The organism is Variovorax sp. WDL1 (assembly GCF_001541225.1).
Lineage (GTDB): Bacteria > Pseudomonadota > Gammaproteobacteria > Burkholderiales > Burkholderiaceae_C > Variovorax.
The window spans coordinates 48,638-74,804 of record NZ_LMTS01000255.1 but is presented as its reverse complement, the minus strand read 5'-3'; the positions used below and the strand labels follow the sequence as shown (position 1 = coordinate 74,804).

Sequence of the window (26,167 nt, the reverse complement as noted above, 5' to 3'; positions counted from 1 at the left end):
CTAAGCCGCATTCAAGATGGGATTGCCGGACGCATACGCATCTCGAAGGTGTCAGGACTAAGCTCAATGAATCGTCGCCCTGCTGGCGTCTTGGTCACGGACAGCTCTCCGCCGCGATCAATTGCCCGGTCAACATGGATACCGCCGTCGCGCAGGTTTGCACCTGCCACGGCCACATACTCCTGCGGCCTCATACCTGAATCCACCGCGAGATAGAGCATCGGGCGATAGCGCGCCCACGCGCGCGCAGTCTGACGATTCTTCGAGTTGGCAAGCTCATCGGCTGCCTTGAGGAGCGCTTTCACTTCCTCGTGCGAGGGAACTGCGATCGGCTCGTCGTAGCGTGTTTCCTTGCGGACGCTAACCCCTGTAGAGACGTTGACTGACACCACACCGCGCGTCGCCATTTCACCGAGGACACCATGAAAGGTGCGCAGGGTCTTCGCAGCAAGGTAGCGTCCATGATTGGCGATCAGCCAAGAACGAAACGCAATGATGTCAGGCTTGGTGAGGGCCGCAACATCCTTCTGCCAGTGGTACGACTTGATGATGTCGGCGATGTAGCAGTACTGCTTGTGGGTTGAAGGGGAGACGGGCGCACGCCCGTCGCGCCCTTCCTTCTCGCAGACTTTGAGCCAGGCTTCAACAGCCTCAGGCACTGTGCGCTCACCGTGCCGAGCACTCGCGGATGCGCGCGCGGCAGAGTCTTCGCGGAATGCGCGCGCTTCCTTTGCCGTGTCAAATGTCTTGTATGAGTAGCCCGTCTCGGACGACGGGTCGGCGTAGCGGACTTGATAGGTTGTGCCCTTCGCGCCTGTTCTTTTCCTGATGTCTGCCATGAATCACCGTTACCGCACTCATGGACTCGGGTCAAACAATTTCGGCGCGTGAGGCAACCGCGTGGGGTGGACGTGGGCTGCGCGCTCGGCCTCGACCTGGCAGCGCATATAGATTTCCAAAAGGGTGCCGCGTTCGATCTTGAGGCGTCCGTCGATAGGATCGACGAAGAAGGGCAGCTTGCGACGGCCTGCCGCGTCGGGGTCAGCGGCGCGCTTGATCTGCTTCGGGGTTAGATTGATGCCGATCTCGGACAACGCCTGCCGTGCTTCTTCGAGTCCGATGTAGAAGGGTGGCTTTGTCATCGGCCCGTCCCTCTACAGCTTGAAGTCGTCGGCTGCCGACCGGTAGGGGCCGTCGCAATCGAGTTTCTTGACGCTACGCCCATGACGGCGGGGCTCGACGTTGTGGCCCTTGCCGTCAGTCGGATTGACGTAGAGGGTTGCGCCGCGCGAGAACTTCACCGCGTAGTCGTCCTCCAGCTCATGAAGCTTCTCGAAAATGGCCTGACGAATGTCGGCCATCGACATCTCTCCGTGTATGAGTATCTGCATCGATGAATGCCCCTCCGCCGCTGCAACCTATGATTTTCATAATTTCAGCATGCGCGTACAGGCCCTAAAAAGTGGTTAATGCTGGTGGGAAAACCGCCGATTTCTGCGGCCTGCAGGTCCTCGTGGTCCGCGAGTACCCGCGTAAGTCCGCGGGAGCCCTCTACCGCGATCAGGAAAAGGCGCGAGGAACGGACGAGGAGAACAACGGGCCGCGGTGCATAGAGTGGGCGACATCCACGAAAGGACCGTGCGATGTCAATCAGCTATCACTCCACCAGGGACCTATGCCTGCGCTACCGCTGCTCCGCCCGTACGCTGTTTCGGCGCATGAAGCGCGCCATCAATCCCTTCCCGCCGCCCTGCATGCAGCATGCGGGGAGCTTCAACCTGTGGGATGCTGGCGATGTCGCTGCATGGGAGCACCGGGAGCGCGCGCGCACGTGCGCAGGTGCCATGGTCGAAACCATCGGGAGTGACCGCCTATGAGGGCGTCAACGCTGCGTAGACTGCAGGGCGGTTGCTACGCCATCACGCTGTGCTTGCCGCCTGAGATCGCCGCGTTTGCGGAAAGCGAGTGCCGCGCGCGAGGCTTTCCAGATGCAGACGCCTACCTAAGCTGTATGCTGAACACGGCGATGTTCGAAGAGATGGAAGCTGAACCGTCCCCCTCGCCGATAGCGGCATTTGACAAGGGCGACGACGACATCGCTTTCTAAATTGGAAGAACCCACGACTTGTGGGTAGGCCCGCGCTCCCTATCGGCGCGGGCTTTTCTCGCTCACAAACTCGGCGTCGTGAGCGTCTTCAGCTTATTGAACCAGGCGGTGTAGGCCGCCGCCTGTTCTTGCAGGTAGTCGTGATGGTCGTAGACTTGCCATGCTCCCGGCAGCCGATGGCCGAGCATGATCTCGGCGATGTGCGGGGCTGTCAGCGTCGAGAAGTTCGTCCGCGCCGTGCGGCGCAGGTCGTGAACCGACCAATGGTCCATCTCGAACCGCTCGTGCCGCCGTAGCCACTGCATGACGTTGTAGGGGAGCGCCAGCGGCGCGCTCGTCCCCATGGGCTTGTCGCTGCCCGTGTTGGTGAATAGGTAGTGACTGCCATCGCTCAGAGCCATCGCCTCCTTGATCAGAGGGGCGATCTCGGGAGTGATCGGGCGCAAGAGCGGCTTGCCGGTCGCGTGCCCGAGCTTGTGGTTGGCAGGCGGCACCGTCCAGACGCCGCGCTCGAAATCGAAGTGGCTCTTCTCAGCCTGGCGTAGTTCGCCGTTGCGGCAGCCATAGATCAGGCAGAGCTTCAGGAAGAGCCGGTTCTTCGCGGCCATTCGGGAGCGCTCGACCGCGCGCCAGACGCGCGCGATCTCATCAGCTGAGAGCGTGCGCGCGCCGGGAAGCTTCTTGATCTGCAGGTCTTCCTTGGCGTTGATCCCGGCGAGCGCGCTCGTGGCGATCAGCTTCCGCCTCATGGCCCATTTCAGCATCTGCTTGGCGTTGATCAGGATGCGCTCGGCGATTCCGGGCCGCAGCGTCGCGTGCTTCTCCAGCAGATTCAGCCACTCATGCAAGGTGACCTGTTCGGCGGGCAGCTTGCCGATCACCGGGAACACATGCAGCTCGAAGCTGCGCAGGATGTCGTGGTGGCCCTTCTTGTTCTTCTTGCAGTAGGCCTCGTACCACTGCCGAAACAGAGACTCGATGGAGTCGGCCTTGATGATGGCCTGCTTCTCAAGGAACCGCACGATCTGCGGATCGTGGCCCTGCTCGTGGCGGGCGCGGAGCCGCTGCGCCTCCGAGCGGGCATCTTTGAGCGATATCAGCGGATAGCTCCCAAGGTCGAGTCTCTTGGGCTTTCCATCGAAGCGGTAGCGAAGCTGGAAGGTGATCTTGCCCTTGGGCGTGACCCGCACGCCCAAGCCCTCGCGGTCGCTACGTTCTTCGAGCGCTACGCGCTCCTTCCCATTGTTGGCCTTGAGCCATGTGTCCGACAACGCCATACGTACCCCCGGTGTGTACATAGCGCGAGAGCGGTGCGAATCGGGTGGTTTATGTACACGTCCATGTACCCAAACCCGTTGTCTCGACCTGTCTCACCCTGACAGGACTTGACCATGCCCGGCAGGCCTCTTTCCTCGCGCAAACCACGTAAAGGGGTCAGCCGTGTCTTGGCTTGACCCCGCCTGACTCAGAGGCGGGCCTTGGGGTGAGAGATGATCGCGAAGGTGCGACGGCGTCGGGTTTCGGAGGCGAAAGACATGAAGAAGCGAACGGATGAAGGCAGTGGGCCGCGGGCGTCGGCCGAACCCGCAATTATCGATGCCCGTGGCATTCTGGCGCCGCTCGGGTAAAATCCGCCGCTTCCGAGGAGCGTTGCAGCGCCGCCAGGCGTGAGGCTCGGACCCAACCGCAACCACGCTCAACCGCTGTTCTCGCGGTGAGTTTCTTCCCCGATCGCAGCGGCTCATTCAATCAAGTTTGTTTGGAGCCAACATGAGCGCCGTTCTCAAAGCTTCCCCGGTGTCCACTGCCGACCAGGCGATCGCCGACCTGTCCCTTGCCGCCTGGGGCCGCAAGGAAATCAAGATTGCCGAAACCGAGATGCCCGGCCTGATGGCCATCCGCGAAGAATTCGCCAGGAGCCAGCCGCTGAAGGGTGCGCGCATCACCGGCTCGCTGCACATGACGATCCAGACCGCCGTGCTGATCGAGACGCTGCAGGCCCTGGGTGCCACGGTGCGCTGGGCCTCTTGCAACATCTTCTCGACCCAGGACCACGCGGCCGCCGCGATCGCCGCCGCCGGCACGCCGGTGTTCGCGATCAAGGGCGAGTCGCTCGAGGACTATTGGGACTACACCCACCGCATCTTCGACTTCGGCCCCAAGGGCGCGGCCGGCGAAGGCCCGAACATGATCCTGGACGACGGCGGTGACGCCACGCTGCTGATGCACCTGGGCCAGAGGGCCGAGAAGGACCAGGGCGTGCTGGCCAACCCGACCAGCGACGAGGAGCGCATCCTCTACGCCGCGATCAAGGCCAAGCTGGCGGTCGATCCCACCTGGTACACCCGCAAGTCGGCCGAGATCATCGGCGTGACCGAGGAGACCACCACCGGCGTGCACCGCCTCAACGAGATGGCTGCCAAGGGCACGCTGCTGTTCCGCGCCATCAACGTGAACGACTCGGTGACCAAGAGCAAGTTCGACAATCTCTACGGCTGCCGCGAGTCGCTGGTGGACGGCATCAAGCGCGCCACCGACGTGATGATCGCCGGCAAGGTGGCGGTGGTGGCCGGCTACGGCGACGTGGGCAAGGGCTCGGCCCAGGCCCTGCGTGCGCTCAGCGCCCAGGTGTGGGTGACCGAGATCGACCCGATCAACGCGCTGCAGGCCGCGATGGAAGGCTACCGCGTCGTGACTATGGAATATGCCGCCGACAAGGCCGACATCTTCGTCACCACCACCGGCAACAAGGACGTCATTACGCATGCGCACATGGCCGCGATGAAGGACCAGGCGATCGTCTGCAACATCGGCCACTTCGACAATGAGATCGAAGTCGCCTCGCTCGAGAAGTACGAGTGGGAAGAGATCAAGCCGCAGGTCGACCACGTGATCTTCCCGGACGGCAAGCGCATCATCCTGCTGGCCAAGGGCCGGCTGGTGAACCTGGGCTGCGGCACGGGCCATCCGAGCTACGTGATGAGCTCCTCCTTCGCCAACCAGACGATCGCGCAGATCGAACTCTTCACCAAGCCCGACGCCTACCAGGCCGGCAAGGTCTATGTGCTGCCCAAGCACCTGGACGAAAAGGTCGCTCGCCTGCAGTTGTCCAAGCTCAGGGCCGAGCTCACGGTGCTGACGGACGCGCAGGCCGCGTACATCGGCGTGAACAAGAACGGTCCCTACAAGCCGGACAGCTACCGCTATTGAGCGGGGGCCGCGCAACGCCGTGCGCGCCGACCAGTTGCTCGTCGAACGCGGCCTGGCCGCGTCGCGCTCGCAGGCCGTGCGCCTGATCGCAGGGGGCCTGCGCTGGCGCGACGGTGTGCGCTGGCGCACGGTGGGCAAGAACGGCGAGGATGTGCCAGAGGATGCCGAGCTCGAACTTCTCGACGCGGCCGAGGCGCGCTATGTCTCGCGTGGCGGGCTGAAGCTCGAGGGCGCGCTGGCTGCGGCTGGCATCGAGGTGCGCGGCAGGCGTTGCCTCGACGTCGGCCAATCGACCGGCGGCTTCACCGACTGCCTGCTGCAGCAAGGGGCTGTGCATGTGGTGGGTGTCGATGTCGGACATGGCCAGTTGCATCCGCGGCTGCGCGCCGACCCGCGCGTCACAGCGATCGAGGGCGTCAATGCGCGCGTGCTCGATGCTTCGGCCTGGGGCGCCACATCGCCGGCGGAGACGCAGTTCGACCTGATCGTCGGTGACGTGTCGTTCATCTCGCTCACGCTCGTGCTGCCTGCCCTGGTTCCGCTGCTCACCCCGACAGGCGAACTCCTGATGCTGGTCAAGCCTCAATTCGAGTTGCAGCCGGCCCAGATCGGCAAGGGAGGCATCGTGCGCGATGCCTCGCTCTATCCGGTGGTCGAACAGCGCCTGCGAGCGGCCTGCGAGGCGCTCGGCCTGCAGGTAAGGGGCTGGTTCGACAGTCCGATCGCAGGTGGCGACGGCAACCGCGAATTCTTCATCCATGCCGCTTTCGCGAGCGGCCCACCAGGAGCCGGCCGTGCGCCTTCCGTTGAGCTTTGAATTCTTTCCGCCCAAGACGCCCGAAGGCGCGGTCAAGCTGCGCGCCGTGCGCCAGCAGCTCTATGCGCGCCGCCCCGAGTTCTGCTCGGTCACCTATGGCGCGGGCGGTTCCACCCACGAGGGAACCTTCGGTACGGTGCGCGAGATCCTCGGCGAGGGAGTCGATGCCGCGTGCCATTTCTCCTGCATCGGCGCCACCCGCACGACCGTGCGCGAGCAGCTGAAGGAACTCAAGGCCATGGGCGTCAAGCGCCTGGTGGCGCTGCGCGGCGACCTGCCCAGCGGCTACGGCATGGGTGGCGAGTTCCACTATGCGAGCGACCTGGTCGGCTTCATCCGCGAGGAGACCGGACGCGATTTCCACATCGAGGTCGCGTGCTATCCCGAAGTGCACCCGCAGGCGCGCTCGCCCGAGGCTGACCTGCGGGCCTTTGCAGCCAAGGTGAGCGCCGGGGCCGACGCCGCGATCACGCAGTACTTCTTCAGTCCCGAGGCGTACTTCCGCTTTGTCGAGGAGGCGCGGGGGCTCGGACTCGACACGCCGATCGTCCCGGGCATCATGCCAATCACCAGCTCCACCCAGCTGATGCGATTCTCCGATGCCTGCGGCGCCGAGATCCCGCGCTGGATCCGGCTGCGGCTGCAGGGCTTTGGCGACGACACCGCCTCGATCAAGGCCTTCGGCCTCGACGTGGTGACCGAGCTCTGCGAGCGCCTGGCGAGCGGCGGCGCGCCCGCCATGCACTTCTACACCATGAACCAGTCGGTGGCGACGCTTGCGTTGCTGGACCGGCTGGGTTGGGAAGGATGAGCGGGCCCTGGCTCGCGAAACGGCTCGCGCTGGTCCTGGCCGCTGCTGTGCTGGCCGCCTGCACCACGCAGCAGCCCGCGCCGCCGCCTGCGCCCGGCGAAAGCGGCACCGGCCTGCGCCCGCTGGCCCGCCAGCCCGCGCTGCCGCCCGGCGCACCGCCGCGCTCTCAAGTGCCCTCGGTGCGTTACGACCTCGCGGTTTCGGGCGCGGCCGAGGACGACGGCGTGCCCGGGGACGCAGGGCCGCGCGAGATCTTCGAGCGCGGCGGCGCCTCCTGGTACGGCATCCAGTTTCATCAGCGCAAGACCGCCAACGGCGAGCGCTTCGACATGACGGCCATGACCGCCGCCCACAAGACCCTGCCCTTCAACACCCGCGTCTGCGTGCGCAGCCTGGTCAACGGCCGCGAGGTGCTGGTGCGCATCAACGACCGCGGGCCGTACGCGGCCGGACGCATCATCGACCTCAGCAGGGCCGCGGCCGATGCGCTGGACATGCTGGGGCTGGGGATCAAGCAGGTGGCGCTGTCGATCATGGGCGAGAACAGCACGCGTTGCGGCGATATGGAGTTCGATCCCGCAGTGATGGATGCGCCGCCGCCGGAAGCCAAGGCCGCGAAGCCTGCGAGGAACCCGGCGCCCCGGCGTACCCGCGAGGTGCCGCCGCGCCTGCGGCGCTGACGACGCCGGTCAGCCGCGGCTCAGCCGCCGCTGTCGAGCGAGAAGGCTGCGTGACGGTCCTGCGCGAGGCGCTGCGCCATCTGGGGCAGGGCGGCTTCGAGCTGAGGCTTCAGCGTGAAGGGCGGATTGACGAGGAACATGCCGCTCGCGGGCAGCCCCGGCCGGTGCTGGACGCCGGAGGAGTCTGTGAGGATCTTGCTCGATTTGACGGTCAACGTGGCGTGCAGCCAAGGCTTGCCGGCCTTGGTGGCCAGGGTCTTGAGACGGCGCGGCAGATCGTGCGCCTCGGGTCGCGGAATGATCGGATACCAGATCGCGTAGGTGCCGGTCGCGAAACGCTTGAGCGCCTCGGCGACGAAGTCAAGCACGCGCCCGTAGTCGCTCTTGATCTCGTAGCTGGGGTCGCAGAGCACCAGCGCCCGGCGCGAGGGCGGCGGCAGGAACTTGGTGGCGCTGCCGAAGCCGTCGTCGCGCAGCACCGCGATCTGGCGGCCTGCCTCGAGCTGGGCGATGTTTGCGCTCAGGGTGCGCGCGTCGGTAGGATGCAGCTCGAAGAGCTTGAGCTTGTCATGTTCGCGCAGCAGGTGATGGACGATGAAAGGGGAGCCGGGATAGATGCGGGCGCCGCCCTTGGGGTTGAAATCGCGTATCACCGCGAGGTAGCGTGCCAGGGCGTCGGCGAGCGGCGCCTCGTCGGCCTTTGCCTTGGCTTCGGAGAGCAGCCGCAGCACGCCTTCGGCTGCTTCACCGCTGGTACCAGCGTAGTCGCCGTCGAGGCGGTACAGCCCGGCGCCGGCATGGGTGTCGACGACCGTGAGCGCCGTGTCCTTCTCGAGCAGGTGCTCGAGCGCGGCGATCAGCACCGTGTGCTTGAGCACATCGGCATGGTTGCCGGCATGGAAGGCGTGGCGGTAGCTGAACATAGGGTGGATGGTAACTGTCCTGGGTCCGCCGCTGCCCTGATCGGTCCGTACTTTGTATAATCGTGGGCTTCGCAGCGTTTTGTGGCCCCGCGGCGGAGCATTTGACCCCACCTAAGAGATTCCCGTCAGAGGAACGCCGACCGTGGAAAAGGGCCCGCCAAACCACTTTCCCTCCAAGGAAAACTCATGACCAAGACGTTCAGCGCCAAGCCCGCTGACGTGACGCACGAGTGGTTTGTGATTGACGCGACCGACAAGGTCCTCGGACGAGTAGCCAGCGAAGTTGCTCTCCGTCTACGCGGCAAACACAAGGCCATTTACACGCCTCACGTCGATACCGGTGACTTCATCGTCATCATTAACGCAGCCCAGCTGCGAGTCACCGGCGCGAAGCCGCTTGACAAGGTGTACTACCGCCACTCGGGTTACCCCGGCGGCATCACGGCCACCAACTTCCGCGACATGCAAGCCAAGCATCCGGGCCGCGCCCTGGAAAAGGCCGTCAAGGGCATGCTGCCCAAGGGTCCGCTGGGCTACGCCATGATCAAGAAACTCAAGGTGTACGGTGGTGCAGAGCATCCTCACACCGCCCAACAGCCCAAAGTGCTGGAACTCTAAGGAGCCTTGAGAATGATTGGTGAATGGAACAATGGCACCGGCCGTCGCAAATCCAGCGTCGCCCGCGTGTTTCTTAAAAAAGGCTCCGGCAAGATCACGGTCAACGGCAAGGACATCAGCAAGTTCTTCGGCCGCGAAACCTCGATCATGATCGCCAAGCAACCGCTCTACCTGACCGACAACGTCGAGACCTTCGACATCATGGTCAATGTGGCAGGCGGCGGCGAGTCGGGTCAGGCCGGTGCGACGCGCCACGGCATCACTCGTGCGCTGATCGACTACGACGCATCGCTCAAGCCGGTGTTGAGCCAGGCAGGCTTCGTGACCCGCGACGCCCGCGAAGTGGAGCGCAAGAAGGTCGGCCTGCATTCCGCACGCCGCCGCAAGCAGTTCTCGAAGCGCTGATCGGTCTGCCGATTGCCTTGGGCTTATCGCCCGTACTGCCAAAAAGCCGCCTTCGGGCGGCTTTTTGGTTATTGCAGTAGCATTCTCGAGTTGGCCGCTCCGTTCGGCCCCTCCACAGGAGTCCTCTATTTATGAGCGCCGTTGCCGAAAACATTCAAACTCAGATGCCCGAACCGATCGTCTTCACCGACAGCGCGGCCGCCAAGGTGGCCGACCTGATCGCCGAGGAAGGCAATCCTGATCTCAAGCTGCGCGTCTTCGTCCAGGGCGGCGGTTGCTCGGGCTTCCAGTACGGCTTCACTTTCGACGAGATCGTGAACGAGGACGACACGACGATGACCAAGAACGGCGTGTCGCTGCTGATCGATGCCATGAGCTACCAGTACCTCGTCGGCGCCGAGATCGACTACAAGGAAGACTTGCAGGGAGCCCAGTTCGTAATCAAGAACCCGAATGCCACGAGCACCTGCGGCTGCGGGTCCAGCTTCTCGGCCTGAGCGGTTGACTACGCAGCAAGAGCCGCCTTCGGGCGGCTTTTTGCTGCCTGACCGAGGGCGGCGATTCAGGCCGGGTAGATCGCGCCCAACACGCGAGCCCCGCGTGCGCCCGTCACGCTCGCCAGGTTGCCGGATTCCCGGCGCATCGTGCTGCGCGCCAGCCATGCGAAGGCGGCCGCCTCGACCTGCTGGGGCGGCAGCCCGCACTCGGCCGAGGAGAGCACCCGCACCGCGGGCAGCAGGGCCCTCAACCGACCCATCAGGTGCTCGTTGAGCGCGCCGCCGCCGCAGATGATCAGCAGGCGGATGTCTTCGCCATGGCGCTGCAGCTCGGTGGCGCAGACCAGGGCCGTCAACTCGGCCAGCGTGGCCTGGACATCGGCCGGCTGGGCGGCTGCGCCCGCCAGGCGCGCAGCCAGCCAGGTTGGATTGAAAAGGTCGCGGCCGGTGCTCTTGGGCGGTGGCTTGGCGAAATAGGGGTCCGCCAGACAGCGCGAGAGCAGGTCGGGCAGCACGCGGCCGGTGGCCGCCCAGCGGCCGCCTGTATCGAAAGGCTGGCCGATATGGCTCTGGCACCAATGGTCGAGCAGCGCATTGCCGGGGCCGCAGTCGAAGCCCAGCACCGTGCCGCTGCCGGCCGGCAGCAGGCTCAGATTGGAGATGCCGCCGATGTTGAGCACCGCCACCGCCTGCTCTTCGCGCGCGAACAGCGCCCGGTGGAAACCGGGCACCAGCGGCGCGCCCTGCCCACCGGCCGCGAGATCGCGGCTGCGGAAATCGGCGACCACGCAGATGCCGGTCAGCTCCGCAACCAGCGAGGGGTTGTTGATCTGTAGGGTATATCCGACGTCGTCGAACTCGCCGGGCCGGTGCCGGACGGTCTGCCCATGCGCGCCAATGGCGGTCACGGCGGCGGGCGAAGTGCCGGTATCGGCGAGCAGTTGCCCGACAACGTCGGCGTAGACCCGGGCAAGCCCGTTGCCGGCCAGGGCGGCGCGGTGCAATTCGTTGTCGCCGCCAAGTGAGTTGAGCGCCATCAGCTCGGCACGCAGTGAAACCGGAAAGCTCGCCGTCGCGTGGGCACGCACTGCGATGCGCCCGCTGGAGAAGTCGGCCAGGACGCCGTCTACGCCGTCAAGCGAGGTGCCGGACATCAGGCCGATGAAGAGCTCTTCAGCCATGCCGGAGGGAGCGATCGCCTAGTCGGCGCTGGCCTGGACGACGGAGAAGGCCGCAGCCAGTTCGGCGCGGGTGGCTAATGCCAAGCGGTCGAAGGAAGGTCGCGCGGCCGGCGAGATGGGAGCCCCGCCTTCCTGTTGGGCGATGGTCGTGGGATCGTGGTATTCACCGTTGATGCGGAACTCGAAATGCAAGTGCGGGCCGGTCGCCCAGCCTGTCGAGCCGACGGCGCCGAGCGTCTGGCCCTGGGTCAGGACCTGACCGGTCTTGACATCGATGCGACTGAGGTGCGCATAGGCCGTCTGCTGATTGTTGCGGTGGTTCACGATGACGATATTGCCGTAGCCGCTTTGCGTCCCCGCGAACTCCACAGTGCCGTCCCCCACGCTGCGCACCGCCGTGCCGGTCGGGGCCGCGTAATCGACGCCGTTGTGCTGGCGCCAGGTGTTGAGGATCGGGTGCAAGCGCGCCGCGAAGCCGCTCGAGACCCGCGTGAACTCGACCGGGAAGTTCAGGTAGGCGCGGCGCAGGCTGTCGCCATTGGGCCGGTAGTAGGCGCCCTTCTGGCCGGGTTCCTGGAACCACAGCGCTTGGTGGAGCTTGCCGTTGTTCTCGAACTCCGCCGACAGCACGCGGCCGCTGCGCAGCGTCTGACCATCGGCGTCGAAGGTCTCGTAGACGACGGCGAATCGGTCGCCCTTGCGCAGCGAACGGAAGTCGACGTCGCCGGAGAAGATGTCGGCCAGCTGGCTGGCCACCGAATCGGGGATTCGCGCGTCGTCGGTCGCGGCGAAGAGCGAGCTGCGCACGATGCCGCTGGCCAGCCGGGTGCCCGGGGTCAAGGCATCGGTTTCGGTACGGGCGCGGAAGCCGCCGCCGACCTTCTCGACCACCAGGCGCTTGAAGGCGCCGTCGCCATCGGGCATCCAGCGGGCGCTGAGCTTCTGCAAGGTATTGTCCTGGCTGGCCTCGGCCGTCACGGTGCGGCCCGCGCGGCCGAGCAGTGCCATGCGCGCTTCGGGGTTGCCGCGCACGAAGGCCGCCGCGGCATCGTCTGCGATGCCCAGGCGTCGCAGCAGCGCCTCGGCGGTGTCGCTCGAGCGCGTGATCTCGGTGCGAAAGAGGGTGAAGCCATGGGTGTCGAGCGCTTCCACCTGGTTCTCGAAGGCGAGCGGCTTGACTGCCTCGAACACCTGCTTGACGGGCAGTTCGGACGCGTCCGGACCGAGGGATGCGACGGCGAAGGCACCGCCGCCGGCGGACAGCAGCAGGGCGGCGATGGCCGCCGTAATCTGCCGGGGGTATGTCCTGAAGGTGTGCGCCAGCCTGGAAGCAAGCGCTTCCTCGGCGGCCAAGATGCCGTTGATCAAAACTACGAATTCCAGCTCAGGTTCAGCAAATCCGCCTGCGAGAAGCCGTATCGGACGGGCGGCAGGGCGGTGCGGAGAAAGCGCCGCTTAGAATCCGGCGCTTGAAAAAGTCCGGGCAGTATAGCTTCGGACATACGGAAAGCTGCTGCAATTAGCCATGAAACCGGGTTTTGTTACAACAACAAGTCTGTCCAAAGGTGTAGGACAGGCCCTCGAAATTTCACTTCGTGGGACTGATGAGCTGCTGCCACAAGAGGAGTGGGTGAAGAAGCTCCAGCGCTCGGAGGACACCGGACAGCCGTTGCGCATCAAGCTGGGCCTCGACCCGACCGCCCCGGACATCCACATCGGCCACACGGTGGTGCTCAACAAGATGCGGCAATTGCAGGACCTGGGCCATACGGTGATCTTCCTGATCGGCGACTTCACCACGACCATTGGCGACCCTTCAGGCCGCAACAGCACCCGGCCACCGCTCTCGCGCGAGCAGATCGAGGCCAACGCGCAGACCTACTACCGCCAGGCGAGCCTGGTGCTGGACCCTTCCAAGACCGAGATTCGCTACAACTCCGAGTGGAGCGATCCATTGGGCGCGCGCGGCATGATCCAGCTGGCCGCCAAATACACGGTGGCGCGGATGATGGAGCGCGACGACTTCAGCAAGCGCTTCAAGGCCGGGCAGTCGATCTCGGTGCATGAATTCCTCTACCCGCTGATGCAGGGCTACGACTCGGTGGCGCTTCGGTCTGACCTCGAGCTGGGCGGCACGGACCAGAAGTTCAACCTCCTCGTCGGCCGCCATCTGCAGCAGGAGTACGGACAGGAGCCGCAGTGCATCCTCACCATGCCGCTGCTGGAGGGGCTGGACGGCGTCGAGAAGATGTCGAAAAGCAAGAACAACTACATCGGCATCAGCGAAGACGCCAACACCATGTTCGCCAAGGTCCTGTCGATCTCGGACGAGCTCATGTGGCGCTGGTACACGCTGCTGTCCTTTCGCTCGTTGGCCGAGATCGCGGCGCTGAGGGCCGAGGTCGATGGCGGCCGCAACCCGAAGGACGCCAAGGTCGCGCTGGCCAAGGAGATCACCACGCGCTTCCACAGCGCGGCGGCGGCCGAGGCGGCGGAGCAGGACTTCATCAATCGCAGCAAGGGCGGCGTGCCGGACGAGATTCCGGAAGTTTCGTTGTCGGGCGCCCCGCTGGGCATCGCGCAGCTGCTCAAGCAGGCGGGCCTTGCGCCGTCGACATCGGAGGGCAACCGCCTGATCGACGGCGGCGGCGTGCGCGTGGACTCCGGCGTGGTCGGCGACAAAGGGCTGAAGCTGGACGCGGGTACCTACATCGTGCAGGTCGGCAAGCGAAAGTTCGCCCGCGTGACGCTCAACTGATGGGCTCGGGTCCTAGCGGACCTCGATGGCCACCCGACGATTGCGTGGCTCTTCGACCTCGTCGGCCGTCGGGATGGCCAGGTCGCGCTCGCCGCGGCCCGCCACGTCGATCCGCTGTGCCGGAAAGCCTTGTGCCAGGAACAGCTGCCTGATCTGCTCGGCCCGGCGCCGCGACAGCTCGTCGTTGCGGGCCGAGGAGCCGAGCGTGTCGGTATGCCCCGTCACCACGATCTCGCCGCCGCTGCGCGCCAGCGCGGCCTTGAGGGCGTCGTTCATCGCGGCCTGCGAGGAGCCGGTGAGGACCGAGCCGCCGATATCGAAGTACACGGTGTAGTTCAGCACCGGCCCCGGCATCATCTCGAAGAGCGCCTTGTGCTCGGTCTGCAGCCGGGCCGGATCGATCTGGTCGATCGCCGGCGCGCCTCGGGCCTTGACCGTCGCGCGCTGGTAGGGCTGCGACAGCGTCCGTTCGTCATCGCTATTGGCACGCACGACCACCGCCGAGGACGTGCCATCCGTTTGAGGCAACAGGATCACGCGTGTTGCGGACGGCGCGGCGCAGGCTGCGAGCAGCGCCGCCGACAGTGCGGCGGCGAGAACGACGGGGCGGCGCTGCACCATCACTGCGCGGCGTCCGCCTCCACGATGAAGTCGGTGCCGCGGATGCCGATGGTGGCGGTCTGGGTCTCCACACGCACTGCATCGGGCTGCGTCTTGCCGATCAGGCCGGTGACCATGCGCAGCGATCCGCGCAGCAGCGACACCAGCAGACCGCCATCGTGCGTCGTCGAATCGAAATGGAACTGCTTGAGATCGAGCCGCGACGAGGGCCCCACCACCATCGTCGTGCCGTCGCGAAGCACCAGGCTGGCGGCCGAGCCGGCCTCTGTCTGAAGACGGTCGATGGGCGCAACGGGATCACCGGCCTGCGCCGGCCGTGCGCTGCCGTCGGCACTCAGCAGCATGACCTTCCCGCGCACGGACTTCAGGATGCCCGCGTGCTCGGCGGCGGCCGGGGGCAGGCCAGACGCAGCGGAGGATGCCGGAGCGGTCTGTGCGAGCGCACCGGCGCCGGACAGGAGAAGGCCGCACAGCATCGTGGCAAGGCATCTTTTATTCATTTTGTATGGCAACAAAGGTTCTTGATGGGCCAGAGGGATGGTACGCGACCGCCCGTCGTGCGAGCTGAACCCCATAATCGGCCTCCCGCTGCAGCGCCTCTCTGATTGCTTCTTGTCGTTCCTGGTTCCCTCCCCATCGCCCAGGGCGTTAAGCCCGAAGCTGTTGCTGCGCATCTCGATCGCAGTCGCCCTGGCCACCATCGTGCTGAAGGGCGCGGCCGGCTGGCTGACCAATTCCATGGGCCTGATCTCGGACGCGATGGAGTCCTTCGTCAACCTGGCCAGCGCGATGTTCGCGCTCGCGATGGTCACGATCGCGGCGCGGCCAGCCGATGCGGACCATCCCTATGGCCATCACAAGGCCGAGTACTTCTCCTCCGGCTTCGAGGGCGTCCTGATCATTGCCGCGGCCGCGGCGATCTTGTGGGCCGCGATCGTGCGGCTGCTCTCGCCCGAGCCGTTGCAGCAACTGGGCTGGGGCCTGGCGCTGTCGGTGCTGAGCTCGGCTCTGAATGCGGCGTTGGCCCTCGCACTGTTCCGCGCCGCGCGCACCCATCGCTCCATCGCGCTCGAGGCCGATGCGAAACACCTCATGGCCGATGTATGGACCTCGGCCGGCGTGCTCGTTGGCATTGCCGCGGTCGTGCTGACGGGGTGGCTGTGGCTCGACCCGCTGCTCGCGATCGGCGTGGCGCTCAACATCGCGCGCGAGGGTGTGCGACTGGTCTGGCGCTCCTCCCAAGGCTTGATGGACGAGGCACTCGACCCCGAGTCGCAAGCCCTCCTGTATGCCGCGCTGGAGCATTTCGCTGCCAGCGTGCCCGAGGGTCGGCAACTGCGCTTCGACGATATCGCAACGCGCCGGGCCGGCCAGCGCCGCTTCGCCGACCTGCATATGCATGTGCCCGGCGAGTGGCCGCTGCAGCGCGCCGCGGACCTGCGCGACGCGCTCGAGCAGGCCCTGATGGACGCCGTGCCCGGGCTGCGCGTGACCATCCAGCTGCTCCCGCTGGGCATGGAGGCGCGCGCCACGCAGATCCAGGAGACGCCCCGGTGAGAGCGCTGCTGCAGCGCGTGACCGAGGCGCGCGTCGACATCGCGGGTCGCACCGTCGGCGCCATCGGCCCCGGCCTGCTGGTGCTGCTGTGCGCCGAGCGCGGCGACGGCGAGGCGCAGGCGGACCGGATGCTGACGAAGATCCTCAAGCTGCGCATCTTTTCGGATGAGGCCGGCAAGATGAACCGCAGCGTGCAGGACACGGGCGGCGGCCTGCTGGTGGTGAGCCAGTTCACGCTGGCGGCCGATGCTACCGGCGGCAACCGACCCAGCTTCACCCAGGCCGCGCCGCCCGATGAGGGGCGGCGGCTCTACGCGTACTTCGTTGCGCAGGCGCGTGCGGCGCATCCGGTGGTCGCCACCGGGGAATTCGGCGCAGACATGCAGGTGCGGCTGGTGAACGACGGGCCGGTCACCATCCCGCTGCAGATGACATAGTCAATAGGGGTTCCTGATCCCGAGGCCAGCGAGGATTTCGATCTCGCGCGCCTCCATTGCCTCTGCATCGGCCTCGCCGGTCTCGTGGTCCCAGCCCTGGGCATGCAACGTGCCGTGCACCAGCAGGTGGGCGTAGTGCGCGGCCAGGGTCTTGCGCTGTTCCTTTGCCTCGCGCGCGACCACCGGCGCGCACAGCACCAGGTCGGCCATCACCACCGGGTCCTGTGCATAGTCGAAGGTCAGCACGTTGGTCGCGTAGTCCTTGCCGCGGAACTCGCGGTTGAGCTGCTGGCCTTCCTCGGCATCGACGATGCGCACCGTGATCTCGCCGTCGGCCTCGAGCGCGTGGCGGATCCAGCGCGCGACCCGGTGCCGCGGCAGCGCGGTGCGGTGGCGCGCCACCTCGCGAAAGCGCGCGAACTGCAGCGACAGCGACAAGCTGGCCAGCGCCATCAGCGCGTGGCCGCGCGTTTGCGCGCGCCGTCGTAGGCATCGATGATGCGGGCCACCAGCGGATGCCGCACCACGTCGGCACTGGTGAAATGCGTGATGGCGATGCCGTTGACCCGCCTGAGCACGCGTTCGGCATCGATCAGGCCGCTCAGCTGCGCCTTCGGCAGGTCGATCTGGCTTACGTCGCCTGTCACCACCGCCTTGGCGCCGAAGCCGATGCGCGTGAGGAACATCTTCATCTGCTCGGGCGTGGTGTTCTGTGCCTCGTCGAGGATGACGAAGGCGTTGTTGAGCGTGCGCCCGCGCATGAAGGCCAGCGGGGCGATCTCCAGCGTGTTGCGCTCGAAGGCCTTCTGCACGCGATCGAAGCCCATCAGATCGTAGAGGGCGTCGTACAGCGGACGCAGGTAGGGGTCGACTTTCTGCGTCAGGTCACCCGGCAGGAAGCCGAGCCGCTCGCCGGCCTCCACGGCGGGGCGCGTGAGCACGATGCGCTGCACCGCGCTGCGTTCCAGCGCATCGACTGCGCTGGCCACGGCCAGGTAGGTCTTGCCGGTGCCGGCCGGGCCGATGCCCAGCGTGATGTCGTGCTCGGCGATGTTGTGCAGGTAAACGCTCTGGTTGGGCGTGCGGGCGCGCAGGTCGGTACGCCGCGTGGCGAGCTTGACGGCGCCATCCTCGGCCTCGCCCAGCGTGCTGTCGCCGGCAAGCGTGAGCTGCACCACGGCTGCGTCGATGGGGCGCTGGGCGATCTCGTAGAGCGCCTGAAGCACGTCCATCGCGCGCTGCGCGTTTTCCTTGTGGCCTTCGACCTTGAACTGCTCGTGCCGGTGCGCGACCTTGACGTCCAGCGCCTCCTCGATGCGCCGCAGGTGCGCGTCCAGCGGACCGCAGAGGTGGCCCAGGCGGCTGTTGTTGGGCGGGGCGAAGGTGTGTCGCAGAATCACGCGGATTTCATTTTCAAAAGCGAGAAGGGCACCCATGATAGGCAAACTCACCGGCATCCTGGCCGAGCGCAACCCGCCCCAGGTGGTGGTGGACTGCAACGGCGTCGGCTACGAGGTCGACGTGCCGATGAGCACCTTCTACAACCTGCCCCCGGCGGGCGAGCGCGTCTCGCTGCTGACGCATTTCGTGGTGCGCGAGGACGCGCAGATCCTCTACGGCTTCGGCACGGCCGAGGAGCGTGCTGCGTTCAGGCAATTGATCAAGATCTCCGGGGTCGGGCCGCGTACCGCGCTCGGCCTCCTGAGCGGCATGAGCGTGGGGGAGCTGTCCCAGGCCGTCACGCTGCAGGAGTCCGGTCGGCTGGTGAAGATCCCCGGCATCGGCAAGAAAACGGCCGAGCGGCTCCTGCTCGAGCTCAAGGGCAAGCTGGGCGCCGACATCGGTGCACCTGCGCATGCCGCCACCGATGCCCAGGCCGACATCCTGCAGGCGCTGCTCGCGCTGGGCTACAGCGATCGCGAGGCGGCGGCGGCGCTCAAGGCGCTGCCGAAGGACGTGGGGGTGGGGGAAGGCATCAAGCTCGCGCTGAAGGCATTGGCGAAGTAGCCGGTCCGGCATGCCGCCGTGGCCTTCGATCGAAGGTCCCGCAATCCTGCCGATCCGCGTCTCAGCGCCAGTCCTGCGTCGCGAGTGCCATGGCGAAGACGATCGTCTGCGCGATCACCGCGATGCCGTGGCGCTGCATCAGCTGCCGGGCTTCGAATACGCGGTCGACCAGGGGCCGCGTGCCATCCGCGCGGCGGCGCAGGCCGAGCGTCGCGAGCGCGCGGTCCATGGAGGGGCCCGAGGCGATCATGCTCCCCGCCAGCCCGTCGAACAGCGCCGCCTCGAGCCGCACCCGCATGGCCAGGTAGCGTTCGGGCAAGGCGATCAACGCGACGACGGCGAAGGCTGCCCAGGCGGCCGAAGGCAGGGAGCGCCCCGTCAGCGCCAGCACCAGGGCTGAAATGACGGAGAGCGCAAGGCCCCACAGGGCCAGCGTGCCGCCGGCCCGTAGCAGGCCGGCGGTGGCGGCGCACAGGGCGCGGTCGTCGTCATTCATGGCGTAATTTCCCGGAAGTCAGCTGTGTCAGCAGGGCCTGGGATCGCGGCTTCAGCTGGTAGATGGACACGCCCACCTTCCACGGTGGCGCATTCTGCCGCAGGGGCGTACGGCGGCAGCCCTGCGCCAACCCTCAGCATCCCGTTCGGCCGACTAAACTGTCCGTCGAGCCTACGCCATGACTATCCAGACCGACGACTTTGCCCCGGCCCCGCAACGCGTGGTCTCTGCCGCACCGGCATCGCCCAACGAAGAAGCGATCGAGCGGGCCCTGCGCCCCAAGCTGCTCGACGATTACGTGGGACAGGTCAAGGTGCGCGAGCAACTGGAGATCTTCATCGGCGCGGCGCGGCACCGCGCCGAGGCGCTCGACCACGTGCTGCTGTTCGGTCCGCCGGGCCTGGGCAAGACCACGCTGTCGCACATCATCGCGGCCGAGCTCGGCGTCAACCTGCGCCAGACCTCGGGCCCGGTGCTGGAAAAGCCGAAGGACCTGGCCGCGCTGCTGACCAATCTCGAGCGCAACGACGTGCTCTTCATCGACGAGATCCACCGCCTCTCGCCGGTGGTAGAGGAAATCCTCTACCCCGCGCTGGAGGACTACCAGATCGACATCATGATCGGCGAGGGCCCGGCCGCCCGCAGCATCAAGCTGGACCTGCAGCCCTTCACCCTGGTCGGCGCCACCACGCGCGCCGGCATGCTGACCAACCCGCTGCGCGACCGCTTCGGCATCGTGGCGCGGCTGGAGTTCTACACGGCCGAGGAACTGGCGCGCATCGTGCGCCGAAGCGCCGGCCTGCTCTCCGTGCCGACGGACGACGCCGGCGGCCTGGAGATCGCGCGCCGCTCGCGTGGCACGCCTCGCATCGCCAACCGCCTGCTGCGCCGGGTGCGCGACTACGCGCAGGTCAAGGGCGACGGCCGCATCACCGAGGCGCTGGCGCACAAGGCGCTGGCCATGCTCGACGTCGATCCGCAGGGCTTCGACCTGATGGACCGCAAGCTGCTGGAGGCGGTCATCCACCGCTTCGATGGCGGCCCGGTCGGGCTGGACAACATCGCGGCCAGCATCGGCGAGGAGCCGGGCACGATCGAGGATGTGATCGAGCCCTACCTGATCCAGCAGGGCTATCTGCAGCGCACGCCCCGCGGGCGCATCGCCACCCTCGCGGCCTACAGGCACCTGGGCGTCGCGGCGCCGCAGCGCGACAGCGGCGATATGTTCGGCAACTGAAGGTTTCTCATGCACACCCGTGACCTGAGCGGCTGGCAGCACGAGCACCGCTTCCAGGACGACAACCGGGCCGCCGAGCGCAGCACGCGGCTGGTGATGTGGATCACCGCGGCCGCGATGGTGATCGAGATCGGCGCCGGCTGGTGGTTCAACTCGATGGCGCTCCTGGCCGACGGCTGGCACATGAGCTCGCACGCGGTGGCGATCGGCCTGAGCGCCTTCGCCTATGCGGCGGCGCGGCGCTACGCCGGCGACCGGCGCTTCGCCTTCGGCACCTGGAAGATCGAGGTGCTTGGCGGCTTCGCCAGCGCGCTCTTCCTGCTCGGCGCCGCGGCGCTGATGGTGATCGGCTCTCTCCAACGGCTGTGGGCGCCGGCCCCCATCCAATACCGGGAGGCGATCGTGGTCGCGGTGCTGGGTTTGTCGGTCAACCTGCTTTGCGCATGGCTGCTCGCCGGCGCCCATCACCACCATGAGCATGGCCGCGAGTCCAACCATGAGGGGCATGCGCATAGCCATGGCCACGACCTCAACCTGCGCTCCGCCTACCTGCACGTGGTGGCCGACGCCGCGACCTCGGTGCTTGCCATCGTCGCGCTGGCCGGCGGCTGGCTCTACGGGTGGGCCTGGCTCGACCCGGCGATGGGTATCGTCGGCGCGGTGCTGGTCGCGAGCTGGGCCCGCGGTCTGCTGGTCGACACGGCCAAGGTGCTGTTGGACCGCGAGATGGATCATCCGGTGGTCGAGGAGATCCGCGACGGCGTCGAGCGGGCGCATGCCGATTCGCACACCCGCATCGCCGACCTGCACGTGTGGCGCGTGGGCCAGGGCGCCTACGCCTGCGCGCTCAGCGTTGTCACGCATTCGTCAACGCTGACGCCCGACGAGGTACGAGCCACCTTTGCGATGCACGAGGAAATCAGGCACTCGACGATCGAGATCCACCGCTGTCACGCCGCTGCGTGACGCTGCGCCGCGACGGACGCGGCCCTGTCATCGAAGCTTCACTGCACCGCCATGGCCGCGTCATCCGCCCTGGCGACGATGGTCCCCCATGCAACGCGATGATGCCTTTCTCCGTGCATGGCACGACACGGCCGGTGCCTCCCCGGGTGCGGAGGAGGACGACGCCTCGCGCCCCTCGCAGCGCTACCGGACGCTCTGGATCTCCGATCTGCACCTGGGCACGCCCGGCTGCCAGGCCAAGGCACTGCTCGATTTCCTGAAGCACACCGAGTGCGAGACGCTGTTCCTGGTCGGCGACATCATCGATGGCTGGCAGCTGCGCCGCCACTGGTACTGGCCGCAGGCGCACAACGACGTGATCCAGAAGCTCCTGCGCAAGGCGCGCAAGGGCACGCGCGTGATCTTCATCCCGGGCAACCATGACGAGTTCGCGCGCAAGTACCTGCACCACAACTTCGGCGGCATCGACGTGGCCGAGGAATGGATCCACGAGACCGCCGACGGCCGCAAGCTCTGGATCATGCACGGCGACCTGTTCGACGGCGTGATCCAGTGCGCGAAGTGGCTGGCCTATGTGGGCGATTCGCTCTACGAGTTCACGCTCAAGCTCAACCGCCACTTCAACTCGCTGCGCGCGCGCATGGGGCTGCCCTACTGGTCGCTGTCGAAGTACCTGAAGCGGAAGGTCAAGCGCGCGGTCAGCTATGTGGGCGACTTCGAGAGCGCCGTCGCGCGCGAGGCCCGCAAGCGCGGCGTGCAGGGCGTGGTCTGCGGCCACATCCACCACGCCGAGCTGCGTGACGTTGGCGGCATCCTCTACGCCAACGACGGCGACTGGGTCGAGAGCCTCACGGCGCTGGCCGAACATTCCGACGGTAGGCTCGAGATCCTGCACTGGGCCCAGCACATGCCGGTCATGGCGCGGGCCGGCCGCGCTGCTTCGCGGCGCGAGCCGGCGCACGCATGACGGTCGCGCCCGTGACGCATCCGCCACTCGCGGCCCACCGAACCGTCGACCTGGTGTACTTCAACGCCGGCGGCGGACATCGCGCCTCCGCACTGGCGCTGGAGGCCGCGATCCATCGCGCAGGCCTGCCGTGGACCGTGCGCCTGGTCAACCTGCGCGAGGTGCTCGATCCGAACGACGGCTTTCGCAAGCTGACCGGCATGGACCCGGAAGACGTCTACAACAAGCGGCTCGCGCGCGGTTGGACGCTGGGACTCACGCACGAGCTCAAGGTCCTGCAGGCGGTGATCCGCTGGGCCAAGCCCAGGCTGGTGCGACCCCTGCAGCAGCACTGGCTGGCGACCGAACCCGACATGGTGGTTTCGCTGATCCCGAACTTCAACCGCTCGCTCTACGAGTCGGTGGCCACGGCGCTGCCGGGCGTGCCTTATGTGACGGTGCTGACGGACCTGGCCGATCATCCGCCGCATTTCTGGATCGAGAAGGGGCAGGACCAGTACTTCGTCTGCGGCTCGGCCAAGGCCGTGCAGCAGGCTCGCGCGGCCGGTTACGCGGAGGACCGCATCCATGCGACCTCGGGGATGATGATCCGCTCGGCCTTCTATGAGACCAAGCCGATCGATCGCGCCGAAGAGCGTCGCCGCCTGGGCCTGGACCCGGACCGGCCGACCGGCCTGGTGCTGTTCGGCGGGCAGGGCTCGAAGGCCATGATGGGCATCGCCAAGCGCCTACCCGACATGCAGCTGATCCTTGCTTGCGGCCACAACGAGTCGCTGGCCGGGGCGTTGCGCGCGCTGCCGGCGCAGGCGCCGCGGCTGGTGCTGGGCTTCACGCCCGACGTCGCCCACTACATGCAGCTGTCCGACTTCTTCATCGGCAAGCCGGGGCCCGGGAGCGTCAGCGAGGCGGTGCAGCTGCATCTGCCGGTGATCGTGGTATGCAACAGCTGGACCCTGCCCCAGGAGCGCTACAACGCCCATTGGGTGCGGGAGCAGGGCGTGGGCCTCGTTCGCTCCAGCTATGCCACGGTGCCCGAGGCGGTCGAGGAGCTGGTGCGCGATCTCGGCCTTTACCGTGCAGCCACGCACCAAGTGCGCAACCGGGCTGTGTTCGAGTTACCGGAAATTCTGCAGACCATCCTGGCGCAGGCCGAAGCGCGGGTGGGCGGCGAGGCGCCAATCCCGGAATGGCCCTTGCGCCGGCGCAGGCACGGGGACTCTCTCTCCCTCAAGGGAATTGGAGGAGGCCCAGCCTGAAGGCCTCGAACACCAAGGCGCCTACCGCGGCGCCGGCCGCGAAGCGGATCCAGGACCAGCGTCGGCGTACCGGTTCGTGCGTCAGGTGGGCAGGGTTGAGCGGTGCGAGTCTGCTGGTGTCGCTGGCCTCGGTCCCGTCCTCGGGCCGGTCTTCGTTGCGCGATCGACGAAAAATCGTGTAGTACATAGTAGCTACACAATATCATCAGGGTCACGCGACAAAGCAGTGCGGACGCCAAGTTTTCTTCAAAAAAGAGAACTTATGTATAAATAATTGGGCTGATCCGAGGAGTAGTCGAGCCGCCTACGACCGCGAGCCCTGTTATCAGCGGCATTCATGGCTGCCGGTCAATGGGCGCTGCCGTGGACTTGCCGCGCAGCCGGGCCCGGTCGGTGCCTGCGCATTGGTGGAGGGCGCCGATCCGGCACCAGCCAGCTGTCGACACGCTTCGCTGCAAGCCAGTTGATGTGGTCCTGCCGCTTGAAGGCGAGTTCCAGCGCTGCGCGAGCGCGGGCCTTTCGGCGGTCGAACCAGGCCAGGGCCGTGGTCACGATGAGTCCCGCCAGCGATACGAACGCCGCGATCAGTGCGGCCACGGTCAGCAGAAGCTGCAGGTCATGCAATTCAAACCCGCCGGCGGTCGGCCGCGCGGTCATGGGCGGCGGTGCCGGTAGCGGGGAAAAGGCAAGCTCAACCCAGACGAGCACGAAAGCCAACACCGTCGCCATGAGGAATGTCCAGGCAAAGAATCGCTGATAGCTCTTGTGCACGGCAGTCGGGGAATCCATCGCGCCCTCCGGCAAATGACGGGTGTCGATGGTGCGGGGCAGTGCACAGAAACTTGTCGGACAAGGCGCATGGCGCATGCCGGATCAAGCCGGAGCTGCCGCACTTCCACGCCACAAAGAGAAAAGCCTGCTATCGATTTGATAGCAGGCTTTTCTTGTGGGTGGTGGCTCTTCACGGACTCGAACCGCGGACCTGTGGATTATGATTCCATCGCTCTAACCGACTGAGCTAAAGAGCCGAGCCTAAAATTATAACCCCGCTTGACGGAGCCTCAACCGCCCCGGGGCAGTTTCGCGAGCTCCTCGCTGACCAGCCGCACGATCAGCCGATCCAGTGTCTGCACGGAATAGTTGTTCACGTCGTGCGTCGTCTCTCGGCCGGGGCCGCTGGCCGGATGGCCCGCCTCCCGGTAGGTGAGGAACACGAAGCGTCCGCCGGTGTATTGGGCAATCTGTCTCTGGATGTACTCGCCCTGCTTGTCCAGCCCGCTCGCGCCCACGCTGAACAGCTTGATGCCCTTGCCCAGCGCAGCGATCATGTCCTCGTCGTACCGAGGCCCACCGTAGTCCAGATGCGGCGGGGCGTCGGCCAGCAGTACCACCAGGCGCGTCGCGCCGGTACCGCGCCAGCTCAGCCGGTGCACGGCCTCGTGCAGCGCCTCGCTCATCGCCTCCGGATAGTCGCCGCCGGCATCCGCCTGCAGCGCGTCGAGCACGAACTGGAAGGCGCCCAGGTCGTTGGTGAAGTCATGGAGGCGCACCATGAATTCGTCGCCCCGGTCGCGGTAGGCGACCAGGCCGAAGCAGGTGTCGGGGCGGCTCGGCAGTCGCGCCACCTCGTTGGCGATGCTGCGCAGGCTGGCCTTGAGCTTCCCGATCTCGTCGCCCATGGAGCCAGTGGCGTCGATCAGGAAGACCAGGTCAAGCCGGGCTCGTTGCGGGGCCGCGGCCTCGTTGAGCACCAAGTCGACGGCGCTCTTCTGCCCGCGGCGAAGGAAGGCCGTGCCTTGTTGGCCGCTCTTGCGCACGGCCACTTCGTAGATCGCGCTGCCCGAGGGATCGAAGGCCTGAGGATGCAGCCAGGCTCGCCCAGCCGCGTCAGTGCGTGCCCACATGGCGGCGCCGCTCGCGGCCTGCACCGCGACCTCTGCATCGGGTACCGGATCGCCGCGCCAGTTGCGTACCTGCAGCAGATAGCGCTCGCTAACCTCGCGTTCGCGATGTGCGACCTGGGTACGCTGGCGGAATTGCAGGTAGGCCGCGAAGTCTGCGTTGTCGTCGACCATGCCGGCGGTGACGATCTCCTGCGCCGGACGCGGGCGCGGGCGGAATTGCGGGGTGGGCGCGGGCGGCGCGAAGCGCGGTGCCGACTCGGCTTCTGCGGCCGGTGCCTCCTTGGCGGAGCGCGCGGGCGGGCTCGTAGGCGTCGGCGTGGCGGCTGCGGCATCGGCCGAAGCCACGCCGGGCGACATGCGACGTGCTCGCTCCTCGCGCGCCAAGGGGGCGGCTCCGTAGCCGCCCGTGATCGCCGCTTCGTCGCGCTGGCCCGCCGCGCGGCCCGGCGTCTCCGACGTCTGCACCGGCCGCGCGCAATGGGTGGCTGAGGGCGCCTGGAAGTTCGGCACCGTGCGCGCCACCACCTGGGCCGGCCATTGCGGCGACGGAAAGTTCGGCAGGTCCGGCCGAGGCGCGGGCGACGACCAGTGCGCGAGGCCGGGCGCGCTCTCGGTGGCGCTGCAGGCGCTGAGCAGGAGCTGCGTACACAGCAGTGCGGCGAGCGAGCGTTGGAAGAGTCGGGAAGGGCGAGGAATCATCAGCAGCTCCGGT

General features: G+C 66.7%; 30 protein-coding genes, 1 tRNA gene and 1 riboswitch. Of the genes, 16 read left to right on the top strand and 15 right to left on the bottom strand.

Annotated elements, in window-relative coordinates; translation table 11 throughout:
• Positions 1-11 precede the first annotated feature (11 nt).
• Genes APY03_RS32115 through APY03_RS32105 form a run of 3 tightly spaced genes read right to left on the bottom strand, consistent with a single transcriptional unit; the run spans position 12 to position 1,361 of the window.
• Positions 12-839, bottom strand: a complete 828-nt coding sequence (locus APY03_RS32115) for a hypothetical protein (RefSeq protein WP_068683580.1) — start codon at positions 837-839, stop codon at positions 12-14.
• 18 nt (positions 840-857) lie between these two features.
• The gene (locus APY03_RS32110; protein ID WP_068683578.1) at positions 858-1,142 is read right to left on the bottom strand and encodes a hypothetical protein; all 285 of its coding nucleotides are present in this window, start codon (positions 1,140-1,142) and stop codon (positions 858-860) included.
• A 12-nt stretch (positions 1,143-1,154) separates the two neighbouring features.
• Entirely contained in the window at positions 1,155-1,361 is a 207-nt protein-coding gene (locus tag APY03_RS32105) for a hypothetical protein (protein WP_197913153.1), read from the bottom strand.
• Positions 1,362-1,643: 282 nt separating this feature from the next.
• Here APY03_RS32105 and APY03_RS32100 point away from each other — a divergent pair, with 282 nt between their 5' ends.
• Positions 1,644-1,877 carry a hypothetical protein gene (locus tag APY03_RS32100; protein ID WP_068683574.1) on the top strand — a complete coding sequence of 78 codons (234 nt, stop codon included), beginning with the start codon at positions 1,644-1,646 and terminating at the stop codon, positions 1,875-1,877.
• A gap of 292 nt (positions 1,878-2,169) precedes the next feature.
• On the opposite strand, the gene APY03_RS32090 is transcribed toward APY03_RS32100, so the two are convergent.
• Positions 2,170-3,384 (bottom strand): tyrosine-type recombinase/integrase, encoded by a 1,215-nt coding sequence (locus APY03_RS32090; protein ID WP_068683570.1) that lies wholly within the window; start codon positions 3,382-3,384, stop codon positions 2,170-2,172.
• Positions 3,385-3,743: 359 nt separating this feature from the next.
• Positions 3,744-3,812: riboswitch (S-adenosyl-L-homocysteine riboswitch) on the top strand.
• A 65-nt stretch (positions 3,813-3,877) separates the two neighbouring features.
• On the opposite strand from APY03_RS32090, the gene ahcY reads away from it, so the two are divergent.
• Genes ahcY through APY03_RS32070 form a run of 4 tightly spaced genes read left to right on the top strand, consistent with a single transcriptional unit; the run spans position 3,878 to position 7,625 of the window.
• Positions 3,878-5,317 (top strand): adenosylhomocysteinase, encoded by a 1,440-nt coding sequence (gene ahcY, locus APY03_RS32085; protein ID WP_068683569.1) that lies wholly within the window; start codon positions 3,878-3,880, stop codon positions 5,315-5,317.
• A 19-nt stretch (positions 5,318-5,336) separates the two neighbouring features.
• The gene (locus APY03_RS32080; RefSeq protein WP_068683566.1) at positions 5,337-6,134 is read left to right on the top strand and encodes a TlyA family RNA methyltransferase; all 798 of its coding nucleotides are present in this window, start codon (positions 5,337-5,339) and stop codon (positions 6,132-6,134) included.
• A complete protein-coding gene (gene metF, locus APY03_RS32075; RefSeq protein ID WP_232324492.1) occupies positions 6,076-6,945 on the top strand; it encodes a methylenetetrahydrofolate reductase [NAD(P)H] in 870 nt (289 codons plus the stop codon). Before APY03_RS32080 ends, metF begins: the two co-directional genes overlap by 59 nt.
• Positions 6,942-7,625: a septal ring lytic transglycosylase RlpA family protein gene (locus tag APY03_RS32070; protein WP_083944694.1), complete on the top strand. Its 684-nt coding sequence runs from the start codon at positions 6,942-6,944 to the stop codon at positions 7,623-7,625. Before metF ends, APY03_RS32070 begins: the two co-directional genes overlap by 4 nt.
• A gap of 20 nt (positions 7,626-7,645) precedes the next feature.
• Here the strand turns inward: APY03_RS32070 and APY03_RS32065 are convergent, their stop codons facing one another.
• Entirely contained in the window at positions 7,646-8,548 is a 903-nt protein-coding gene (locus APY03_RS32065) for a 23S rRNA (adenine(2030)-N(6))-methyltransferase RlmJ (RefSeq protein WP_068683562.1), read from the bottom strand.
• A 186-nt stretch (positions 8,549-8,734) separates the two neighbouring features.
• On the opposite strand from APY03_RS32065, the gene rplM reads away from it, so the two are divergent.
• From rplM to erpA, 3 genes are all read left to right on the top strand, one after another.
• A complete protein-coding gene (gene rplM / locus APY03_RS32060; protein WP_028249522.1) occupies positions 8,735-9,166 on the top strand; it encodes a 50S ribosomal protein L13 in 432 nt (143 codons plus the stop codon).
• Between the two features lie 12 nt (positions 9,167-9,178).
• Positions 9,179-9,571, top strand: coding sequence for a 30S ribosomal protein S9 (rpsI, locus tag APY03_RS32055; protein WP_068683560.1), 393 nt, complete (start codon positions 9,179-9,181; stop codon positions 9,569-9,571).
• Between the two features lie 131 nt (positions 9,572-9,702).
• Complete coding sequence (gene erpA / locus APY03_RS32050) at positions 9,703-10,068, top strand: iron-sulfur cluster insertion protein ErpA (RefSeq protein ID WP_068683558.1); 366 nt, start codon at positions 9,703-9,705, stop codon at positions 10,066-10,068.
• Positions 10,069-10,133: 65 nt separating this feature from the next.
• Here the strand turns inward: erpA and APY03_RS32045 are convergent, their stop codons facing one another.
• On the bottom strand, positions 10,134-11,249 hold the full coding sequence (locus APY03_RS32045) for an anhydro-N-acetylmuramic acid kinase (RefSeq protein ID WP_068683556.1): 1,116 nt from the start codon (positions 11,247-11,249) through the stop codon (positions 10,134-10,136).
• An 18-nt stretch (positions 11,250-11,267) separates the two neighbouring features.
• Positions 11,268-12,617, bottom strand: coding sequence for a M23 family metallopeptidase (locus APY03_RS32040; protein ID WP_068683554.1), 1,350 nt, complete (start codon positions 12,615-12,617; stop codon positions 11,268-11,270).
• A 157-nt stretch (positions 12,618-12,774) separates the two neighbouring features.
• On the opposite strand from APY03_RS32040, the gene tyrS reads away from it, so the two are divergent.
• Positions 12,775-14,007, top strand: a complete 1,233-nt coding sequence (tyrS, locus tag APY03_RS32035; RefSeq protein WP_068683552.1) for a tyrosine--tRNA ligase — start codon at positions 12,775-12,777, stop codon at positions 14,005-14,007.
• A 12-nt stretch (positions 14,008-14,019) separates the two neighbouring features.
• On the opposite strand, the gene APY03_RS32030 is transcribed toward tyrS, so the two are convergent.
• Both APY03_RS32030 and APY03_RS32025 read right to left on the bottom strand, forming a co-directional pair.
• Positions 14,020-14,628 carry an OmpA family protein gene (locus APY03_RS32030; RefSeq protein WP_068683550.1) on the bottom strand — a complete coding sequence of 203 codons (609 nt, stop codon included), beginning with the start codon at positions 14,626-14,628 and terminating at the stop codon, positions 14,020-14,022.
• Positions 14,628-15,128, bottom strand: a complete 501-nt coding sequence (locus tag APY03_RS32025; protein ID WP_068683548.1) for a FecR family protein — start codon at positions 15,126-15,128, stop codon at positions 14,628-14,630. The genes APY03_RS32030 and APY03_RS32025 overlap by 1 nt, the downstream gene beginning before the upstream one ends.
• Before the next feature lie 121 nt (positions 15,129-15,249).
• Between APY03_RS32025 and APY03_RS32020 the strand changes: the two genes are divergently transcribed.
• Together APY03_RS32020 and dtd are read left to right on the top strand one after the other, a co-directional pair.
• A complete protein-coding gene (locus APY03_RS32020) occupies positions 15,250-16,185 on the top strand; it encodes a cation diffusion facilitator family transporter (RefSeq protein WP_232081337.1) in 936 nt (311 codons plus the stop codon).
• The gene (gene dtd, locus APY03_RS32015; protein WP_068683546.1) at positions 16,182-16,622 is read left to right on the top strand and encodes a D-aminoacyl-tRNA deacylase; all 441 of its coding nucleotides are present in this window, start codon (positions 16,182-16,184) and stop codon (positions 16,620-16,622) included. Before APY03_RS32020 ends, dtd begins: the two co-directional genes overlap by 4 nt.
• On the opposite strand, the gene ybeY is transcribed toward dtd, so the two are convergent.
• Together ybeY and APY03_RS32005 are read right to left on the bottom strand one after the other, a co-directional pair.
• Positions 16,623-17,075 carry an rRNA maturation RNase YbeY gene (ybeY, locus tag APY03_RS32010; RefSeq protein ID WP_068683544.1) on the bottom strand — a complete coding sequence of 151 codons (453 nt, stop codon included), beginning with the start codon at positions 17,073-17,075 and terminating at the stop codon, positions 16,623-16,625.
• Complete coding sequence (locus APY03_RS32005) at positions 17,075-18,022, bottom strand: PhoH family protein (protein ID WP_068683542.1); 948 nt, start codon at positions 18,020-18,022, stop codon at positions 17,075-17,077. Before APY03_RS32005 ends, ybeY begins: the two co-directional genes overlap by 1 nt.
• A 34-nt stretch (positions 18,023-18,056) precedes the next feature.
• Between APY03_RS32005 and ruvA the strand changes: the two genes are divergently transcribed.
• Entirely contained in the window at positions 18,057-18,629 is a 573-nt protein-coding gene (ruvA, locus tag APY03_RS32000; protein ID WP_068683540.1) for a Holliday junction branch migration protein RuvA, read from the top strand.
• 61 nt (positions 18,630-18,690) lie between these two features.
• Here the strand turns inward: ruvA and APY03_RS31995 are convergent, their stop codons facing one another.
• Positions 18,691-19,125: a hypothetical protein gene (locus APY03_RS31995; protein WP_068683538.1), complete on the bottom strand. Its 435-nt coding sequence runs from the start codon at positions 19,123-19,125 to the stop codon at positions 18,691-18,693.
• Between the two features lie 178 nt (positions 19,126-19,303).
• Here APY03_RS31995 and ruvB point away from each other — a divergent pair, with 178 nt between their 5' ends.
• The 4 genes from ruvB to APY03_RS31975 all read left to right on the top strand — a co-directional run bounded on the left by ruvB (position 19,304) and on the right by APY03_RS31975 (position 23,551).
• On the top strand, positions 19,304-20,362 hold the full coding sequence (gene ruvB / locus APY03_RS31990) for a Holliday junction branch migration DNA helicase RuvB (protein ID WP_068683536.1): 1,059 nt from the start codon (positions 19,304-19,306) through the stop codon (positions 20,360-20,362).
• A 9-nt stretch (positions 20,363-20,371) separates the two neighbouring features.
• Positions 20,372-21,328: a CDF family Co(II)/Ni(II) efflux transporter DmeF gene (gene dmeF, locus APY03_RS31985; RefSeq protein ID WP_068683534.1), complete on the top strand. Its 957-nt coding sequence runs from the start codon at positions 20,372-20,374 to the stop codon at positions 21,326-21,328.
• Positions 21,329-21,416: 88 nt separating this feature from the next.
• Positions 21,417-22,295, top strand: coding sequence for a UDP-2,3-diacylglucosamine diphosphatase (locus APY03_RS31980; protein ID WP_068683532.1), 879 nt, complete (start codon positions 21,417-21,419; stop codon positions 22,293-22,295).
• Positions 22,292-23,551 carry a glycosyltransferase gene (locus APY03_RS31975; RefSeq protein WP_068683530.1) on the top strand — a complete coding sequence of 420 codons (1,260 nt, stop codon included), beginning with the start codon at positions 22,292-22,294 and terminating at the stop codon, positions 23,549-23,551. The genes APY03_RS31980 and APY03_RS31975 overlap by 4 nt, the downstream gene beginning before the upstream one ends.
• A 348-nt stretch (positions 23,552-23,899) precedes the next feature.
• Here APY03_RS31975 and APY03_RS31970 read toward each other — a convergent pair whose 3' ends face one another.
• The 3 genes from APY03_RS31970 to APY03_RS31960 all read right to left on the bottom strand — a co-directional run.
• Complete coding sequence (locus tag APY03_RS31970) at positions 23,900-24,280, bottom strand: hypothetical protein (RefSeq protein WP_232324491.1); 381 nt, start codon at positions 24,278-24,280, stop codon at positions 23,900-23,902.
• 222 nt (positions 24,281-24,502) lie between these two features.
• Positions 24,503-24,579 (bottom strand) — tRNA-Met (locus APY03_RS31965).
• A 33-nt stretch (positions 24,580-24,612) separates the two neighbouring features.
• A partial coding sequence (locus APY03_RS31960) for a vWA domain-containing protein (protein WP_232324490.1) occupies positions 24,613-26,167 on the bottom strand: 1,555 nt, incomplete at its 5' end.